18 protein-coding genes are annotated in these 16,094 nt (G+C 66.6%); 7 read left to right on the top strand and 11 right to left on the bottom strand.

Translation table 11 applies throughout. The features are described from left to right. Both Q7T84_RS02200 and Q7T84_RS02195 read right to left on the bottom strand, forming a co-directional pair. A partial coding sequence (locus Q7T84_RS02200) for a Flp family type IVb pilin (protein WP_304805999.1) occupies positions 1-95 on the bottom strand: 95 nt, incomplete at its 3' end. Between the two features lie 104 nt (positions 96-199). After that, entirely contained in the window at positions 200-379 is a 180-nt protein-coding gene (locus tag Q7T84_RS02195) for a Flp family type IVb pilin (protein WP_304805998.1), read from the bottom strand. A gap of 307 nt (positions 380-686) precedes the next feature. On the opposite strand from Q7T84_RS02195, the gene Q7T84_RS02190 reads away from it, so the two are divergent. The 3 genes from Q7T84_RS02190 (at position 687) to Q7T84_RS02180 (ending at position 2,248) form a co-directional block, all read left to right on the top strand. After that, positions 687-1,073: a pilus assembly protein N-terminal domain-containing protein gene (locus Q7T84_RS02190; RefSeq protein ID WP_304805996.1), complete on the top strand. Its 387-nt coding sequence runs from the start codon at positions 687-689 to the stop codon at positions 1,071-1,073. Positions 1,074-1,145: 72 nt separating this feature from the next. Next, the gene (locus Q7T84_RS02185; RefSeq protein ID WP_304805995.1) at positions 1,146-1,745 is read left to right on the top strand and encodes a TadE/TadG family type IV pilus assembly protein; all 600 of its coding nucleotides are present in this window, start codon (positions 1,146-1,148) and stop codon (positions 1,743-1,745) included. Then, positions 1,739-2,248: a TadE/TadG family type IV pilus assembly protein gene (locus Q7T84_RS02180; RefSeq protein ID WP_304805993.1), complete on the top strand. Its 510-nt coding sequence runs from the start codon at positions 1,739-1,741 to the stop codon at positions 2,246-2,248. Before Q7T84_RS02185 ends, Q7T84_RS02180 begins: the two co-directional genes overlap by 7 nt. Here Q7T84_RS02180 and Q7T84_RS02175 read toward each other — a convergent pair. From Q7T84_RS02175 to Q7T84_RS02150, 6 genes are all read right to left on the bottom strand, one after another. Continuing rightward, the gene (locus Q7T84_RS02175) at positions 2,245-3,015 is read right to left on the bottom strand and encodes an aminotransferase class IV (protein WP_304805992.1); all 771 of its coding nucleotides are present in this window, start codon (positions 3,013-3,015) and stop codon (positions 2,245-2,247) included. The two genes, Q7T84_RS02180 and Q7T84_RS02175, sit on opposite strands and share 4 nt — an antisense overlap. Beyond that, the gene (locus Q7T84_RS02170) at positions 3,012-4,352 is read right to left on the bottom strand and encodes an anthranilate synthase component I family protein (protein ID WP_304805991.1); all 1,341 of its coding nucleotides are present in this window, start codon (positions 4,350-4,352) and stop codon (positions 3,012-3,014) included. The genes Q7T84_RS02175 and Q7T84_RS02170 overlap by 4 nt, the downstream gene beginning before the upstream one ends. A gap of 127 nt (positions 4,353-4,479) precedes the next feature. Continuing rightward, the gene (locus Q7T84_RS02165) at positions 4,480-5,649 is read right to left on the bottom strand and encodes an alanine--glyoxylate aminotransferase family protein (protein WP_304805989.1); all 1,170 of its coding nucleotides are present in this window, start codon (positions 5,647-5,649) and stop codon (positions 4,480-4,482) included. A 54-nt stretch (positions 5,650-5,703) separates the two neighbouring features. Further along, entirely contained in the window at positions 5,704-6,483 is a 780-nt protein-coding gene (locus tag Q7T84_RS02160) for a tyrosine-protein phosphatase (protein WP_304805986.1), read from the bottom strand. Between the two features lie 66 nt (positions 6,484-6,549). Next, entirely contained in the window at positions 6,550-7,005 is a 456-nt protein-coding gene (locus Q7T84_RS02155; RefSeq protein ID WP_304805984.1) for a hypothetical protein, read from the bottom strand. A 50-nt stretch (positions 7,006-7,055) separates the two neighbouring features. Further along, the gene (locus Q7T84_RS02150; protein WP_304805982.1) at positions 7,056-8,507 is read right to left on the bottom strand and encodes an AMP nucleosidase; all 1,452 of its coding nucleotides are present in this window, start codon (positions 8,505-8,507) and stop codon (positions 7,056-7,058) included. A 122-nt stretch (positions 8,508-8,629) separates the two neighbouring features. On the opposite strand from Q7T84_RS02150, the gene Q7T84_RS02145 reads away from it, so the two are divergent. The 3 genes from Q7T84_RS02145 to htpX all read left to right on the top strand — a co-directional run bounded on the left by Q7T84_RS02145 (position 8,630) and on the right by htpX (position 12,774). Continuing rightward, complete coding sequence (locus Q7T84_RS02145) at positions 8,630-9,901, top strand: dicarboxylate/amino acid:cation symporter (RefSeq protein ID WP_304805981.1); 1,272 nt, start codon at positions 8,630-8,632, stop codon at positions 9,899-9,901. An 89-nt stretch (positions 9,902-9,990) separates the two neighbouring features. Then, a complete protein-coding gene (locus tag Q7T84_RS02140; RefSeq protein WP_304805979.1) occupies positions 9,991-11,514 on the top strand; it encodes a bifunctional diguanylate cyclase/phosphodiesterase in 1,524 nt (507 codons plus the stop codon). 291 nt (positions 11,515-11,805) lie between these two features. Then, positions 11,806-12,774 (top strand): zinc metalloprotease HtpX, encoded by a 969-nt coding sequence (gene htpX, locus Q7T84_RS02135; RefSeq protein WP_304805977.1) that lies wholly within the window; start codon positions 11,806-11,808, stop codon positions 12,772-12,774. Positions 12,775-13,195: 421 nt separating this feature from the next. Here htpX and Q7T84_RS02130 read toward each other — a convergent pair whose 3' ends face one another. After that, positions 13,196-14,152 carry a hypothetical protein gene (locus Q7T84_RS02130; RefSeq protein WP_304805976.1) on the bottom strand — a complete coding sequence of 319 codons (957 nt, stop codon included), beginning with the start codon at positions 14,150-14,152 and terminating at the stop codon, positions 13,196-13,198. 83 nt (positions 14,153-14,235) lie between these two features. Then, entirely contained in the window at positions 14,236-14,847 is a 612-nt protein-coding gene (locus Q7T84_RS02125; protein ID WP_304805974.1) for a hypothetical protein, read from the bottom strand. A gap of 223 nt (positions 14,848-15,070) precedes the next feature. On the opposite strand from Q7T84_RS02125, the gene Q7T84_RS02120 reads away from it, so the two are divergent. Continuing rightward, positions 15,071-15,451, top strand: coding sequence for a VOC family protein (locus Q7T84_RS02120; RefSeq protein ID WP_304805973.1), 381 nt, complete (start codon positions 15,071-15,073; stop codon positions 15,449-15,451). 148 nt (positions 15,452-15,599) lie between these two features. Here Q7T84_RS02120 and Q7T84_RS02115 read toward each other — a convergent pair. After that, positions 15,600-16,094 (bottom strand): enoyl-CoA hydratase/isomerase family protein (locus Q7T84_RS02115; protein ID WP_304805972.1); only part of this gene is annotated, 495 nt, incomplete at its 5' end.

Below are 16,094 nucleotides of genomic sequence, written 5' to 3'. Positions count from 1 at the left end.
ATCAATGCTACGGCGATTAGGGCGCACAGCAAGCCGTACTCAATCGCGGTGGCGCCGGACTCATCTTTAAGAAAGCTTGCGACGAGGTGCTTCATCACTTTGTTGCCTGTCCTAGTGGCCAACGAATGAAGCCGCGGCGATGAGTACCGCCGCGGCTTCGAAGATCATCACCGCAAATTCGCGGCGCGGCCTAGACGCCCTACTTAGGCGTAGCGGCGTCGACCTTGGTGCCCACGCCGGTGAACAGCGCAGTGATCTTGCCTTGGAGAGCAGTCATGGCCGTAACCAGGACAACCGCGATCAGCGCGGCGATCAGGCCGTATTCGATGGCCGTGGCGCCGGACTCATTCTTCAGGAAGCGCGTGACGAACTTGGACATTGCTCGGTCTCCTTTGTTTGCGAGCAGACTGTGCGGCTTCAAACCTTGGAGGTCTGCCCGCCCCGAAATACAGATGCACATTGCAAGGCCAAGCTTAATCTCAAGTAAACATTCGTGTATTCGATGGTAGTTTTCTATAGTTTACTTTCGTTTACTGTAAATATTGATTAACCAAGCTGCCAAGAAATTCTAAAATTGAGCCGCGGGCTTAATGATTCTCGCGCGCGCACGAGAGCTCCCAAGAATTCAGCCTTTGTTGACCATTGCAGCCCAGTTTCAGGGGACACTGTTTTCCGGGACCACCTCAATGCGACGCCTTCTCCTGGCCCTGACGGCGCCCCTGGCGGTCCTGACGAGCGCCTCCACGGCCGCCGCCGCCCCCTCCATGACCGTGCCCATCGACCAGAGCGCGACAGTGAACCTGCCGCGCGGCACTCGCGACGTGCTGATCGGCAACCCCGCCATCGCCGACGTCAGCGTGCTGGACTCCGGCAAGGCCGTGATCCTGGGCAAGGGCTATGGGGTGACCAATCTGGTGGTCGTCGATCAACTAGGCCGCACGGTCATGGAGCGCCAGATCGTGGTCTCGGCCCCGACCACGGGCCGCGTGTCGGTCATTCGCGGGGCGCGGGTCGATGACTACGCCTGCGCCGGCGGCTGCGAACGCATCGGCGAGGCGCCCAAGGCGCCCTGATAACCAAGGCCTTAAACCTCCGGTTAGCCAGACCTTGATATTGTCCCAGCGGGCTTGAAGCTCGGGGACGTCATGCCGCGCCTTGTCGCAAGAACCACCGCTCTGATCAGGCGCTTCGTCGGCGAGCGCCGCGGCGCGATCGCGGTCGAGTTCGCCATTATCGGCATTCCAATGCTGATGCTGATGTTCGGCGTCCTGGAACTAGCGCTCATTCTGCTGGTGACCGCGACCCTGGACAGCGCGACCGATTTCGCAGCCCGCAAAATTCGCACCGGCCAATTCCAGGCCGACTTTCCCAGCCAGACCCAAGCGAACAAGGAAATAAGCATGCAGGAGTTCGGCAGGCTGGTCTGCCGCAACATGAACTGGCTGAGAACCAACTGCGACGGCAAGCTGATCGTCGATGCCGAGACCTTCGACACCTTCGCCAGCGCTGGAAGCTCGGAACCGGCCGCCCCCCAGGACTTCGACAAACGGAGGATCTGCTGGTCGCCTGGCAACCCCGAGGACATTGTGCTGGTTCGCACCTACTACGAGTGGCCGATCATCTCGCCGCTGCTCCGGCCGATCTTCAAGAGCGCCGGGCATGAAGGACGTCTGCTGAGTTCGGCCCGGATCTTCCGCAACGAGCCCTACAACGCCGCCCTACTTCCCGGGGGAGCCGGATGCTGAACCGCTTTGTTCGTGATCGTCGCGGTTCAGCGGCCGTTGAATTCGCCTTCGTGCTGCCACTCATCCTAGTCCTCTATTACGGCATGGCCGAGAGCACCCAGGCGCTACTGGCCAACCGACGGGTGAGCGTCATCGCCACCGCCGTCGGCGACCTAACCGCCCAAGCGACCCAGCTGAGCAAGGCGCAGATCGACGACATCTTCAACATCAGCACGGCGGCGCTGAAGCCATTCCCCGTCACGACGCTTGGCATCCGTATCGCCAGTATCGAAACGAACGCGAACGGCGTGCCGCAGATTCGGTGGCAACAGCAGCGCGGCACCTTCCCGGGCGGCGTTGATCTAAGCACGGTCGAGAAGACCGCCAATATCGCGATCATCCGAGCCGAGACGATCTACACCTACAAGACTCCGATCGGTCAGATTTTCCCGAACGCCTTCACCTTCAAAAAGCAGATGGACATGAAGCCGCGCGGCGGCGTCGCCGTCGTCCTGCTCGACTAGGCGGAAAACTCGGCCGCCAAGCGCTCGACCAGCGCCGAGCCGCCAAACACCACCTCGTCCAGGCCTGACACCGCGCGCAAGCCGATCAGGCTGTTGGTCAAGAAGACCGCTTCGGCGCCTGCCAGCGCCTCCCCAGGCGCCCGAACCTCCGCCACTTCAACGCCCAGCCGAACCGCCGCCGACAGCACCCGTGCGCGCATGGTGCCGGCCAGCACCCCGCACTCCAGCGCCGGGGTGTAGAGCCGCCCGTCGCGGACCCAGAAGACATTGGCCGCCGCCGCGCAGGCCGCCTCCCCTCGCGAGTTCAGCATCAAGGCCTCGTCCGCGCCCCGCTCGCGCGCCTGCGCACGCGCCAGCACATTGTCCAGATAGGCGAGCGTCTTCAGCCGGGCGGCGGGCGATCCGTCGTTGCGACGCACGCTGCTGGTGATCAGCCGCGCAGGTTCCGAGGGGCGCGGCGAAGCGGCGGCGCTCGCGAATAATCGAGGCTCAGGCGCGGCCGGCCGGTCCAGCCCCCGCCCGCCCGAGCCCGCCGTCAGGGTCAGCCGCACGGCGACGCGCGGCGCGGCCATCCCCGCCAGCGCCTCGCGCATCAGACGCTCGGCCAGCATCCGGTCCGGGGGCGGCAGGCCCACGACCGCGCATCCCACCGTCATCCGGTCGAGATGAGCGGCCAGACCAACGAGGACACCATTCACCGCCAGCACGGTCTCGAACAGGCCATCGCCCAGCAGTAGGCCCCGATCGTCATGCGGGATCAGTGTCATCGGCTAGGCTCCTCCAGGGCGCGGGCGAGGGCCGCGATCTTAGCCTCGGTCTCCAGGCGTTCGGCGTGGGGATCGCTGTCGGCGACGATGCCGGCGCCGGCGCGCGCCTCCAGCGACCAGCCGCCCGGCTCCTCCACAAAGGCGGCGGTGCGGATCAGCACGCTGGAATCGAAACTTCCGTCGAACCCCGCCCAAAACAGCGAACCGCAATAGGGACCTCTCGGCGTCTCCAGCGCGGCGATGGTCTTCATCGCCTGCACCTTCGGCGCGCCGGTGATCGAGCCGGGCGGGAAGGCCGAAGCCAGGAGATCGACCGCCCCCTTGCCGGCCGCCAGCCGCCCGACCACCGTCGAGACCAGATGGTGGACATTGGCGAAGCTCTCCACCGCGAACAACTCTGGCGCCCGCACGCTGCCCGGCGCGCAGACCCGCGCCAAGTCATTGCGCATCAGGTCGACGATCATCAGGTTCTCGGCGCGGTCCTTTTCGCTGGCCAGCAGTTCGTCGGCCAGCAAGCCGTCCTGCTCGGAGGTGCGCCCCCGCGGCCGAGTGCCCTTGATCGGCCGCGTCTCGACCATCTTCTCACGCACCCGGACGAAGCGCTCCGGCGAGTTCGACACCAGGGCCAGGCCGGGCAGGCGCAGGTAGGCCGCGAAGGGCGCGGCGCTCTGGTCAATCAACCGGGCGAACAGGTCAAAGGGCGTCGAGCCGGCCAGCAGCCGTCCTGTCCACGACCTGGCGATATTGGCCTGAAAGATTTCACCGGCATGGATGCGGGCGACCACATCGGCGACGGCCGCCTCATAGGCCTCGCCGTCGGAATTGAGGAGCCCGTCGGTCAACTTCCCCCGATAGACCGCACGCGGCGCGGGTTCCAGCCAGGCGAGCGCCGCCCTAGCCCGGGCATCCGCTTCGTCCGGGCGCGCCCCACGACCTATGGCCAACACCTGGCGCTCCTGTCGGTCGAAAGCCAACACCGCGAGATATCGGGCCGCGACCATGTCTGGCCAAGACGCTTGTCTGCGCAACCCCAGCGCCTCGACACGATCAGCGAGTTCATAGCAGGCCAGTCCCACCACGCCGCCCTGGAACGGCGGTCCGTCCGCCAGGGCCGGCGCTGGCGGCCCCAAGAGATCGGAGAGCGCGCCAAAGGGATCGCGAGGATCGCCGGGCGCGACGGTCAGGATCGCATCAGGGGCGCGCGCCAGATACGACCAGCGGCCGCGATCATCCTGGCCGCCCGACACCAGGCCTAGCGTCCACGGCTCATCGGCGAAGGCCGACAGAACCTCCGCCGGCTCGCGCCATTCCGCTCGAAGCTGCGCCGCCCATAGCATGACGCTGGCCTTAGCTTCCGGCGGCGAGGAGGGGAAGTCGGACTCGGCGGTCGCCTCCCCCAATACCGCTGACGGCGTCGAGGGAGGCCTACGTTCTTGGGCCGTCAGAACGAGCCGAAAGCCAAGCCTAGGCGAGCTTTGCGTCGGCCGCGGCCAGCGCCGCCTTGCGGTCGGCCTTGAAGCCTTGGGCGTCCAGGGCGTCGGCGAGGGCGTTCAGGCAGACACGCACGTGCCACGGGGTGGCCGAGGCCCCCATCAACCCGATCCGCCAGACCTTGCCTTTGAGCGGGCCGAGACCAGCGCCGATCTCCAAGTCCCACTTAGCCAGAACAAAGCTGCGGACTGCCGCCTCGTCGACGCCGTCCGGCACGATCACGGTATTGAGCTGCGGCAGGCGGTCCTTCTCGGCGACGAGGAACGACAGGCCCATCGCCTCGATCCCAGCGGCCAGAGCCTCATGGGTGCGGGCATGACGGACCAGCACCGCCTGCTGGCCTTCTTCGAACAGCGCCACCAGGCTCTCATGCAGGCCATAGAGCGCGTTGATCGGGGCGGTGTGGTGATAGGTCCGGCCGCCGTCGCCGCCCCAGTAGCTCATCAGCAGATTGAAGTCGCAGAGCCAGTTGCGGACCTTGGTCTTGCGGCCGGTGATCGCCGCCTGCGCCCGCTTCGACAGCGCGATAGGCGAGAGGCCGGGAGGCGCCGACAGGCACTTCTGGGTTCCGGAATAGACCGCGTCGGCGTCCCAGGCCGCGACATCGACGGTGATGCCGCCGAGCGAGGTGACGCAGTCGACGATGGAGAGCGCGCCGTACTTGCGGGCTAGGCCGCAAAGCGTGGCGGCGTCGCTGCGCACGCCGGTCGAGGTCTCCGCATGGACGAAGGCGAACACCTTGGCTGGCGCGGCCTTCAGCGCTTCCTCGACCACCGCCGGATCGACAGGCTTGCCCCATTCGAAGTCCAAGGTCACGACCTCGGCCCCGGCTCGGTCGGCCATGTCGGCCATGCGGCCGCCAAACGCGCCGTTGATGGCGATGACCGCCCGATCACCCGGCTCGAGCAGGTTCATGATCGCCGCTTCCATGCCCGCCGTACCCGGCGCCGGCAACGGGACGCAGGCATGGTCAGGGGCGTTGAACAGCCGGGCCAGCGCACCCTTGATCTCTTCCATCAGGTTCTGGAACTCGGGGTCCAGGTGGCCGATGGTCGGGCGGGCCAAGGCTGACAGCACGCGGGGGCTGACGTCGGAAGGACCCGGGCCCATCAAGATGCGCCGTGGCGGTTGGAAGCTCTGCATTGGTCGTCCCCTCACATTCTTGCGGAGGACGATTAGGATATGGCGAGCCCCGTGTCAGCCGAGGATGCGCGCCTCGATGCGGCTGCGCAGCTTGGAGTCGACGCCCAGCACCTCTTCCAGATAGCGATCAATCGAGCCGTGACTCTCGTCGATGGCCGCGAACGCCTCGTCCAGGAAGGCTTCGTTCACGCTGACCGCCTGGCGCAAAGCCGCGTCGTTGACGGTGATGCCGGTCAGGTCGCGGATCCACGGGCCGAGGAAGGCGGTCTTCTTCTCCAGCTTGGTCTCGTCGTTGGTCGCCAAATAGTCGGCCAAGGTGTCGTCGCGGTGGACACCGGCGATGTGGTGGGTGATGGCGCAGATCATGCCTGTGCGGTCCTTGCCCGCCGCGCAGTGGACCACCACCGCGCCGTCGGTCTCGCCGAGCGCGTGGAAATAGCGGCTGAATAGATCGACGATCCGCTCGGCATGCGGCGCGTTGCGATAGAACTCCAGGCTGTCGCGGAAGAACCAGTCGGCGTTGATGTCGCCAGCCACCTTCAGGGCGTCGGCCCAGTCGGCTTCCGGGCCGTCGATGTCGTTCTCGATGACCTGGCCCACGAAGCCTTCCCACCGCTTCGACGGCTCGCGGTCGCGTTCGCGGCGGCGACGCAGATCGACGATCACCTGGACATCCAGATCGCGCAGCGTCTGCAGGTCGCCTTCGGTGGCGTAGGCGTGATTGGCCGAGCGGAACAAACGTCCCGCCTTGATCCCGCGCCCGCAGGCGGTGCTGTATCCGCCGAAGTCGCGGAAGTTCTCGATGCCTTCGAGTTCGATATGCCGTGCGTTCATGAGAGCCGATTTAGCGATTTCGCCGGGAGATTGCGAGATGGAGGCCGCCGCCATTTCGTCGCGCCGCTATTGAACGTCGAACTGGAACTCACGGCTTGGGCCGCCATCGACGGTCACTCTCATGACGTATCGCCCCTTGGGATCGCCATCGGCTACCGCCCAGGCGTTGGCGATCCAGCCCGTGCCCGCCTCCACCTCGCGCTCCGTCACGGATGTGCGGCCATCATCTGCGACGGTGATCTGAGAGTCGCCGTCGACGCCCCAATTGGAGGCGCGGGCCGGCAGTGTGAACTCCTCACGCCAGCGAATGACCGGCTTGTCCGTCCGCACCTGGATGATCCAGCCATACGCGTCCCTCTGGGCCAGTGAGACATCGCGCGTCGGACGGAAGCTGTCGTCCGACTGGCCAAAGACGCCGGACGTCGCGTGAAGGATCTCTGTCTCGGCAGGCGCGGCCTGCGCCAGAGCCGCAACAGGCGAAAGCAGGGCGCAAGCTAGCGAAAGGAACAGCAGGGGTTTCATGGAGGTAGGAAATCCGACAAGAGCCATTGCGACGTCAACAAGCCCACGCCCTAGCGGAACGGTGGCTCGTCAAAGCTGCGCAGCTTGCGCGAGTGGAGCCTTGGCCCCTCTTCGCGCAGCAGGTCCATGGTCGCGATGCCGATCTGCAGGTGCTGACCGATCGCGCGCTCATAGAAGGCGTTGGCCTGACCTGGCAGCTTGATCTCGCCATGCAGCGGCTTGTCCGACACGCAGAGCAGCGTCCCGTACGGCACCCGGAACCGATAGCCCTGGGCCGCGATGGTGGCGCTCTCCATATCGATCGCCACCGCCCGCGATTGATTGAACCGCAACGAACTGGACGAGAACCTTAGCTCCCAGTTGCGGTCGTCGGTGGTGACCACCGTGCCGGTACGCAGACGGCGCTTTAGCATCTCGCCGGTTTCGCCGGTCACAGCTTCGGCGGCGCGGCCCATGGCGACCTGGATCTCGGCGATCGGCGGGATCGGGATTTCGGGCGGCAGCACGTCGTCCAGCACATGGTCATCGCGCAGATAGGCGTGGGCCAGCACGTAGTCGCCAATGGTCTGGGACCCGCGCAATCCCCCGCAGTGGCCGATCATCAGCCAGGCCTGGGGCCGCAGCACCGCGAGGTGATCGGTGATGGTCTTGGCGTTCGACGGCCCGACCCCGATGTTGACCAGGGTGATGCCCCGCCGCCCCTCGGCCATCAGGTGATAGGCCGGCATCTGGTGCCGCCGCCAGGGGCCGTCGGCGATCGCCTGTTCCGGGTTTTCGGTCTCGGCGGTGACGACCACCCGGCCGGACGCCGACAGGGCGGTATAGGGGCCGCCGGACTTCAGCTGATCGCAACCCCAGCGCACGAACTCGTCCACATAGCGATGGTAGTTGGTGAAGAGGATGAACTGCTGGACGTGCTCCGCTGGGGCGCCGGTGTAGTGGGTGAGACGGGCCAGTGAGAAATCGGTCCGCAGTCCGTCGAACAGGGCCAGCGGCCGCGACGGCTCCAGACCAGCGTTCCAGAAGCCGTCGGCGATTTCATCACCAATATGTGCGAGCTCGGTGGTTGGAAAATGTCGGGCGATCTCAGCCGAACTGATGTCGGCCATGGCCAGGTCCACAGCCCCGTCCAGCACATAGGGGAACGGCATCTCCTGTCGCGAGCGGCCAACCTCGATGGTCACGTCGAAATCGGCCATCAGCAGGCTGATCTGTTCGATCAGGTAATCGCGAAAATGGTCCGGCCGGGTGACGGTGACGGTGTAGACGCCGGGCTGGGAGAGTCGTGCGTAGGCGCGGCTCAGCCTGGGATAGCTATGACCAGGCGGCCAAGTCAGCCGCAATTCGGGATAGGCGAAAACGCCCTCCGCCCGCATCTCGGCGGTCGGCGGGGCTCCGCCCGCCAGGAAGGTCTTCAACGCGCCCCTCAGGGCCCGGACCGTGTCTTGGTATTCTACATTTAGCCGCTCGACGATGGCGGCTGCCTTGTTTTCATTGAACATGGGTCAGTTTAGCCTGCTCTTGTGTAGGTTGCGAGATGTCCCTGCCTCACTTTTGCAACGCTATGGACGAAACCCCCTATTGTCGGCCACAAGGTCGCCTCTAAGCGCTCGGGGACCCCACCATGAACAAAATTTTCACCGCCTTTATCGTGGGTTCCATGGTGCTAGGGGTGCTTGCCGGTTGGGCGGTGAACCACTTCCTCGCCCCTGATCAGGCCAAGGGCGTCGCCGACAATCTGACCATCATCACCGATGTCTTCTTGAGACTTATCAAGATGATCATCGCGCCGCTGGTGTTCTCGACCCTGGTCGCCGGGATCGCCCACATGGAAGACGCCGCATCCATCGGCCGGGTCGGCGTCAAGACCATGGGCTGGTTCATCGGCGCCTCGATCGTCTCGCTGCTGATCGGCCTGTTCATGGTGCACCTGATCCAGCCGGGCGTGGGCATGGGCTTGATCCAGGATCCCTCGACGATCGTCGGGGCCGTGGACGCGACCAAGCTGACGCTCAGGGAGTTCATCACCCACCTGGTGCCGAAATCCATCGTCGAGGCGATGGCCAACAACGAGATCCTGCAGATCGTGGTGTTCTCGATCTTCGTCGGCACCGCGGTCTCGTCGCTCGACGACAAGGCTCCGGCCGTCACCGCGCTGGTCGATCAGATCGCCGCGATCATGCTCAAGATCACGGGCTACGTGATGAAAACCGCCCCCCTTGCAATTTTTGCGGCTTTGGCGGCGACGGTGGCTACGCAGGGGCTTAGCGTCCTGGCGGATTATGCGAAATTCGTGCTGGGCTTCTATGCGTCGCTGGGCGTGCTTTGGCTGGTGCTGTCGGCGGCGGTGATCCTGATCGTCGGAAAGCGCGCCGTCGACCTGCTGCGCGCCATCCGCCAGCCGGCCCTGCTGGCCTTCGCCACGGCGTCGTCAGAAGCGGCCTATCCGCGCACCCTGGAAGAGCTGCAGAAGTTCGGGCTGTCGCGCCGGATCTCCAGCTTCGTCCTGCCGCTGGGCTACTCGTTCAACCTCGACGGCTCGATGATGTACTGTACCTTCGCGGTGCTGTTCATCGCCCAGGCCTATGGCATCGAGATGTCGATCGGCCAGCAGATCACCATGCTGCTGCTGCTGATGATCACCTCCAAGGGCATGGCCGGCGTGCCGCGCGCCTCGCTGGTGGTCATCGCCGCGACCCTCACCTACTTCGATCTGCCGGAGGCCGGCCTGCTGCTGATCCTCGGCGTCGACCACCTGCTGGACATGGGCCGCTCGGCCACCAACGTGCTCGGCAACTCGGTCGCCGCGGCGGTCGTCGCCAAGTGGGAGGGGCAGATCGAAGATCCGGCCGAGGCCCCGATCGACCCCAACGACCCGACCCCAAAGGCCGCCTGAGGACGCACTTTCTCGCCGCCCGTTAACGGACGATTCCACCCTTTCCGGCATACCGGCGATCCACGAACGGGTTCGGAGAGGGGGCGGCGATGAGGGATTCTACTGCTGGTGAACTGACCGCCACCGCCCTCCTGGTCCAGCAGCTCGAACGCGAGCGGCTGGCCACCCAGGCCGCCGAACAAGAACTGTCGCGCGCCCGCCAGGAGCTACGACGCATCTCCGAGACGCTCACCGCCCGGGTGGACGAGCTGGAGGAGGAGCGGGCCCTAACCCTGCACCTGGCGCGAACGGACGGCCTGACCGGCCTGCTGAACCGCGGCGCCTTCGCAACCGCCCTGATCGAGCGGCTGGACGCGGCCCAGGCCCGCGGCGAGCCGGTGGCCCTGTTCGTCATCGACCTCGACCGCTTCAAGCACCTCAACGACAGTCTCGGCCACCACGCCGGCGACCAGCTGCTGGTCGAGATCGGCCTGCGCCTGCGCAGCACCGCCCTGCCCGGCGACGTGGTCTGCCGGCTGGGCGGCGACGAGTTCGCCCTGGTCACCAGCGGCGAGAACCTGCGCAACCGGGCCGACGCCCTGACCAAGCTGCTGACCCTGCCGCACACCATCTATGACCGCGCCATCGCGCCCGGCGCCTCGCTGGGCGTGGCGCTGCACCCGAGCGACGCCGTCGACGCAGCCGACCTGCAGCGCTTCGCCGACATGGCGCTCTACCGGGCCAAGGCCGCCGGCGGCAGCCGCTGGTCGGCCTTCGACGACGAACTGCGCCAGGCCAGCGCCGCGCGCCACAGCCTGGAGGCCGAACTTCGCCGCGCCATCCCGGCCGGCCACATCGTCCCCTGGTTCCAACCGCTGGTGAACGCGGGCGACGGCCGCATCAGCGCCGTCGAGGTGCTGGCCCGCTGGAACCACGCCGAGCGCGGCATGATCGCACCCGGCGTCTTCGTGCCGCTGGCCGAGGAACTGGGCCTGATCGGCGAACTGGACGGAGCGATCTTCCAACTGGCCTGCCAGCGCGCGGCCCCCTGGGTCGTCGAGGGGCTGATCGACACCGTCTCCCTCAACGTCTCGCAACGCGAACTGCTGGATCCGGCCTTCTCGCGCAACCTGATCCGCCGACTGGCGGCCACCGACCTGCCGGCCACCGCCCTGGCGGTCGAGATCACCGAGACCTTCCTGGTCAACGACCTGTCGATGGCGCGCCGTCACATCGAGCGCCTGGCCTCGCATGGCGTGCGCATCGCCCTGGACGACTTCGGCACCGGCTATTCGAACCTGCGCGCCCTGCTGCAACTGCCCATCCACACGGTGAAGCTGGACCAGTCGCTGATCGGCGGGGTCGGCCGCGACCCACGGGTCTCAAAACTGGTCCGCGCCATGCTCAACGCCGCCAAGTCGCTGAACGCGCGGATCGTCGCCGAAGGGGTGGAGGACGAGGCCCAGGCCATCTTCCTGCGCGCCGCCGGCTGCGACCTGATGCAGGGCTATCTGTTCGCCCGGCCGATGCCGCCAGAAGAGGTCGAGGCCCTGATGCGCCGCCAGGCCGCCGGCGCCGAGGCCCCGACCGACCGCATCATGGCGGCGGCGGCGACCCTGCGGGCGGCCGGGTAGGCCTTTCTCGTCCGCCGGCTGGCGACTGCGTTCAGCGCCGCCTTTGACACTCCCCCTCAGCAGAGCCGCTGCGCGGCCCCCTCACCTAACCTCTCCCGAGGGAGAGGAACGTTTCGCGCCGATCTCCTCTCCCCGCCGGGGAGTGGTTGGGTGAGGGGTCTTCCGGCCTCGACGCCATCGATGGTCGATCGTCAGTAGAGCTGCGCGGCGCGCCCTCATCTCGCTACTCCCGGCGGAGAGGAATGGGCGCGCGCTTGCGCAAGGCCCCTCCCCGCCCCCATATCGAGCGCCATGCATAATCACCTTCGCACCTTCATGTTGCTGGCGGGCCTGACCGCCCTGTTCGTCGGCATCGGCTATCTGATCGGCGGGGCCACCGGCATGGCCATCGCGCTCGCCATCGGCGTGGCGATGAACTTCTTCAGCTACTGGAACTCCGACAAGATCGTGCTGCGCATGTACGGCGCGCGCGAGATCGATCCGGGGACCACCGACCCGTTCCTGCGCAACTATGTCAGCGACGTCTTCGAGATGTCCGACCGCGCCGGCATGCCGCGCCCCAAGGTCTATGTGATGGAGACCGAGCAGCCGAACGCCTTCGCCACCGGCCGCAACCCCGAGAACGCCGCCGTCGCCGCCACCATGGGCCTGCTGCGGATGCTGGACCGGCGCGAGGTGCGCGGGGTGATGGCCCACGAGCTGGCGCACGTGAAGAACCACGACACCCTGACCATGACCATCACCGCGACCCTGGCCGGGGCGATCTCGTCACTGGCCAATTTCGCGCTGTTCTTTGGCGGCAACGACCGCGAGCGTCCGGGCGGGATCATCGGCACCATCGCCCTGATGATCCTGGCGCCGATGGCTGCGGCCCTGGTGCAGATGGCGATCAGCCGTGGCCGCGAATACGAGGCCGACAAGGGCGGGGCCGAGATCAGCGGCGATCCCCAGGCCCTGGCCAGCGCCCTGCAGAAGATCGAGGCCTACGCCCACGGCATCGTCAATGTGACAGCCGAGCGCAATCCGGCCACGGGCCAGATGTTCATCATCAACCCGCTGAGCGGCCGGGGCGCCGACAACCTGTTCTCGACCCACCCGGCGACCGCCAACCGGGTCGCGGCGCTGATGAAGCTGAACGGCCGCGGCGCCCCGCCGCCGGCCCGGCCGCCCAGCTCGCCCATCGTCAGCGGCGGACGCCGCTCGGCCACGGCGGTCCCGACCACCTCGGCCGCGCCCAAGCGCGGGCCGTGGAACAGCTAGCGTTCCGCCTCTCCCCGCCGGGGAGAGGGATGGGGTAGCGCTGATCTCCTCTCCCCGCCGGGGAGAGGTCGGGTGAGGGGTCTTTCAGCCCCAACGCCCTTGATGGTCGATCGTCAGCAGAGCGCCGCCGCGCGGCGCCCCCTCACCTAACCTCTCCCGAGGGAGAGGGATGGGGTGGCGCTGATCTCCTCTCCCCGCTGGGGAGAGGTTGGGTGAGGGGTCTTTCGGCCCCGACGCCTTTGATGCTCGTTCGTCAGCAGAGCGCCGCCGCGCAGCGCCCCCTCACCTAACCTCTCCCGAGGGAGAGGGATGGGGTAGCGCTGATCTCCTCTCCCCGCTGGGGAGAGGGAGGGTGAGGGGTCTTCGGCACCAACGCCCTTGATGGTCGATCGTCAGCAGAGCGCCGCCGCGCGGCGCCCCCTCACCTAACCTCTCCCGAGGGAGAGGAATTGCTGGCGCGTTCGGCACGCGCCCGCTTGGCCCCGGGGCGGTTTTGCAGCCGGCCGAGCCGGTATTTCAGCGCCGCGATCTGGCGGTAGCGGTCCTTCAGCTCGCCCGGCCCGTCGGCCAGCATCATCACCTGATCGGTGAACCAGTCCTCTCGGTCGTCGCAGGCCTGCGCGATCTCGGCGGCGAAGGCCGGCTGCTTGCGGACCCAGGCGTAGAGGGTGGCGGCGCACGGCATGTCGGGGCGTCGCCCGAGGCTCGAGAGCGACTCGCCCTGGCGAATTTCGTCGGCGATGAGCTGGGTCAAGGCCGGCGTGCAGCCGCCGCTCATGCGGGCGCGGCGACGGCCGATGCGGATGGCGATGCGCAGCGCCTGGTCGAACTCCGGCTGCATCCGACGCCAGCGGGCGACCACCCCACGGCATGGCAGGCCGGCGGCGGTGTTGAGCAGGGCTTGTAGGGGCTGACCCCGCGAGACGCGCACCACGATGGCGTCGGCCAGGGCCAGGTCGAAATGGCGCCGACGGTCACGCCCGCGCTGGGCGCGCGCGGCGGCGCGGACCTGGTTCAGGCGATAGACCTCTTCGGCGAACGGCGCCTGGGTGGCGCGCCAATAGGCGTAGACGCGCCGGCTGGGCGTGGCGGGGTCGCGCAGGATCTGGGTGATCGGCTCTCCGGCCCGCAGGCGCGTCAGCACCGCCTGGCCCTTGGCCTCGTCGAACGCCCCGCCCCGAATGAACGCGCCCTTCCGCCGGGCCAGGACCAATTCAGCGGCGAAGCCGGGCTCGACCTTCGCCCAAGCGTAGACGCTGGCATAGGACGGCACGCCCGGCTCGGCGCAGACCGCCATGATCGGCTCGCCGGCGGCGAGGCGGGTCAGGAGCTGCTGGCGGGCCTGGGGGTTTGTTTGCCGATAGGCGCGCGCGGGCATTGGGGGAGAGTAGCACGGAGCGGGGGTCAATTCGGAACATAAAAAGAACATCTACGCGCAACTGAGACAACCCAGCCGATGAACTAGGGCAACGGCTTGGCGGATCTTGGTGGCTCAACCAGATCACAACCTACAGTTTCTTCGAAGACAGCGCGAAGGTCGCATGCGCCCTCGCGTACAATGAGAAGATACATCAAGTCAGGAGGTGATCCTGCAAGATGCACTACGCTCCCTTCTTGACGAATGGTGACTTGATCCTGAACTTCCCAAGCCTTGAGGCTGCCATTGAATAGGTCATCGCTGGCGGAGTTCCACGAAGGAGCAGCGAGGCGAGCGAGGCGCCCGATCACGTCGAACACTGGTGGCCTAGCGCCCTCGTTGGCCGCGGCATCGTTGATGGGAACGTACCTGATGAGAACGAACTGAGTGGTCCCATCGCTGGCTTCGCCAACGTGGACGTTCAGCACATCTGAAGGAACCTTCGGCCCATACGACCTCCGACCGTCTGCATTGCGGGCCATGATCAACCCCTCGGGGTGAAGACCATAATCCTTCAATAGCTTGGCGACGCTTTGCGTCGTCAACGACCCCGTCGCAGGTTCCGCAGACGCAACTGCACCCGGCAAGGCGACCTGCATCAAAGCAACCAGTATCAAGAGCAGAGTTTTAGGCATCGAGCGTCCCGGTTGGATCATGGAGAACAATTCCGACCATAAGTCCTGCAATGCATTGCAGCTTCCTCAACTCAGGAGCGAGCCATAACTCGCCCTGCGCAACCGACGCGTCGCCTCATGATCGGCGGCTAAACGTTCTGGTCGGCACGCTTGAGCTTGCGCAAGGCTCAGCCTGGAATGCTATGGCGTCTGCGACAGGCCGTGCATCGGCCGCGTCGATCAAGAACAAGGGAGAGGAAGCCAGATGTTTTCACATGTGATGGTCGGGACCAACGACCTGGCCAAGTCCAAGGGTTTCTATGACGCGCTGATGGCCACGTTGAACGTGCCGCCGTCGTTCGTGGACGGGCACCGGATGTTCTACATGTCCAAGAGCGGCGTGTTCGCCGTGTCGGCGCCGATCGACGGCGAGCCGGCCTGCCACGCCAATGGCGGCACCATCGGCTTCGCCTGCGACTCGCCCGAGCAGGCCGACGCCTGGCACGCGGCCGGCGTGGCCAATGGCGGAACGACCTGCGAGGAGCCGCCCGGCGTGCGCGCCGGCGGCATGGGCAAGATGTACCTGGCCTATCTGCGCGACCCGGACGGCAACAAGCTGTGCGCCATGCACCGCATGCCCGCCTAGGCCAAGCGCCCCGCGCCGTCGGTTTGGGCCGGCGGCGTGGGGTTTGGGCTCCCCGCTCCTCCCGGCGAAAGCCGGGATCCAAGCGGGGTGTCAGCTGGGCCAATGGAGCGTCAGCTTGGGTCCCGGCTTTCGCCGGGATGAGCGGGGCCTAGCGGCCGGTGAAGACCGGCTTGCGCTTTTCGAGGAAGGCCTTGCGGGCCTCCTTGCCGTCCTGGCTGCCGAAGGCTCGGCCGATGTTGGAGACCTCGTAGCGGAGCTGTTGCTCCATATCGTGGGACTCGTAGGACTTCACGATGCCGCGCTTGAGCAGGCGCAGGGTGATCGGCGACCACTCGCAGAGCTGAGCGCAATACTCAGCCAGGCGATCAGCGAATTTGTCGTCGGCGACGACCTCGCCAGCCATGCCCCAGTCGACGGCCTCCTGGCCGGTCAGGGTGCGGTTTTCCATCATGAAGCGCATGGCGCGCTCGTAGCCCATGGCCTGCGGCAGGGTGATGGTGAGGCCGGCGTCCGGCGAGCCGCCGATGCGGGTGTATCCGGCCATCAGGCGGGCGCTGGAGGCGATCAGCCGCACGTCGGTGGCCATGGCGAGGCCCAGGCCCGCGCCGACCGCGACGCCATTGATCCCGCCGACCACCGGCTT

Source organism: Phenylobacterium sp. (assembly GCF_030654915.1).
Classification (GTDB): domain Bacteria; phylum Pseudomonadota; class Alphaproteobacteria; order Caulobacterales; family Caulobacteraceae; genus Phenylobacterium.
The sequence above is the reverse complement of the archived record's forward strand: the minus strand, read 5'-3'. Positions and strand labels throughout refer to the sequence as shown.

What these genes read in the sequence shown, in the direction of transcription:
- Q7T84_RS02195 (WP_304805998.1), bottom strand. Translation starts at nt 379, where the DNA reads ATGTCCAAGTTCGTCACGCGCTTCCTGAAGAATGAGTCCGGCGCCACG.
- Q7T84_RS02190 (WP_304805996.1), top strand. Translation starts at nt 687, where the DNA reads ATGCGACGCCTTCTCCTGGCCCTGACGGCGCCCCTGGCGGTCCTGACG.
- Q7T84_RS02185 (WP_304805995.1), top strand. Translation starts at nt 1,146, where the DNA reads ATGCCGCGCCTTGTCGCAAGAACCACCGCTCTGATCAGGCGCTTCGTC.
- Q7T84_RS02180 (WP_304805993.1), top strand. Translation starts at nt 1,739, where the DNA reads ATGCTGAACCGCTTTGTTCGTGATCGTCGCGGTTCAGCGGCCGTTGAA.
- Q7T84_RS02175 (WP_304805992.1), bottom strand. Translation starts at nt 3,015, where the DNA reads ATGACACTGATCCCGCATGACGATCGGGGCCTACTGCTGGGCGATGGC.
- Q7T84_RS02170 (WP_304805991.1), bottom strand. Translation starts at nt 4,352, where the DNA reads ATGCTATGGGCGGCGCAGCTTCGAGCGGAATGGCGCGAGCCGGCGGAG.
- Q7T84_RS02165 (WP_304805989.1), bottom strand. Translation starts at nt 5,649, where the DNA reads ATGCAGAGCTTCCAACCGCCACGGCGCATCTTGATGGGCCCGGGTCCT.
- Q7T84_RS02160 (WP_304805986.1), bottom strand. Translation starts at nt 6,483, where the DNA reads ATGAACGCACGGCATATCGAACTCGAAGGCATCGAGAACTTCCGCGAC.
- Q7T84_RS02155 (WP_304805984.1), bottom strand. Translation starts at nt 7,005, where the DNA reads ATGAAACCCCTGCTGTTCCTTTCGCTAGCTTGCGCCCTGCTTTCGCCT.
- Q7T84_RS02150 (WP_304805982.1), bottom strand. Translation starts at nt 8,507, where the DNA reads ATGTTCAATGAAAACAAGGCAGCCGCCATCGTCGAGCGGCTAAATGTA.
- Q7T84_RS02145 (WP_304805981.1), top strand. Translation starts at nt 8,630, where the DNA reads ATGAACAAAATTTTCACCGCCTTTATCGTGGGTTCCATGGTGCTAGGG.
- Q7T84_RS02140 (WP_304805979.1), top strand. Translation starts at nt 9,991, where the DNA reads ATGAGGGATTCTACTGCTGGTGAACTGACCGCCACCGCCCTCCTGGTC.
- htpX (WP_304805977.1), top strand. Translation starts at nt 11,806, where the DNA reads ATGCATAATCACCTTCGCACCTTCATGTTGCTGGCGGGCCTGACCGCC.
- Q7T84_RS02130 (WP_304805976.1), bottom strand. Translation starts at nt 14,152, where the DNA reads ATGCCCGCGCGCGCCTATCGGCAAACAAACCCCCAGGCCCGCCAGCAG.
- Q7T84_RS02125 (WP_304805974.1), bottom strand. Translation starts at nt 14,847, where the DNA reads ATGATCCAACCGGGACGCTCGATGCCTAAAACTCTGCTCTTGATACTG.
- Q7T84_RS02120 (WP_304805973.1), top strand. Translation starts at nt 15,071, where the DNA reads ATGTTTTCACATGTGATGGTCGGGACCAACGACCTGGCCAAGTCCAAG.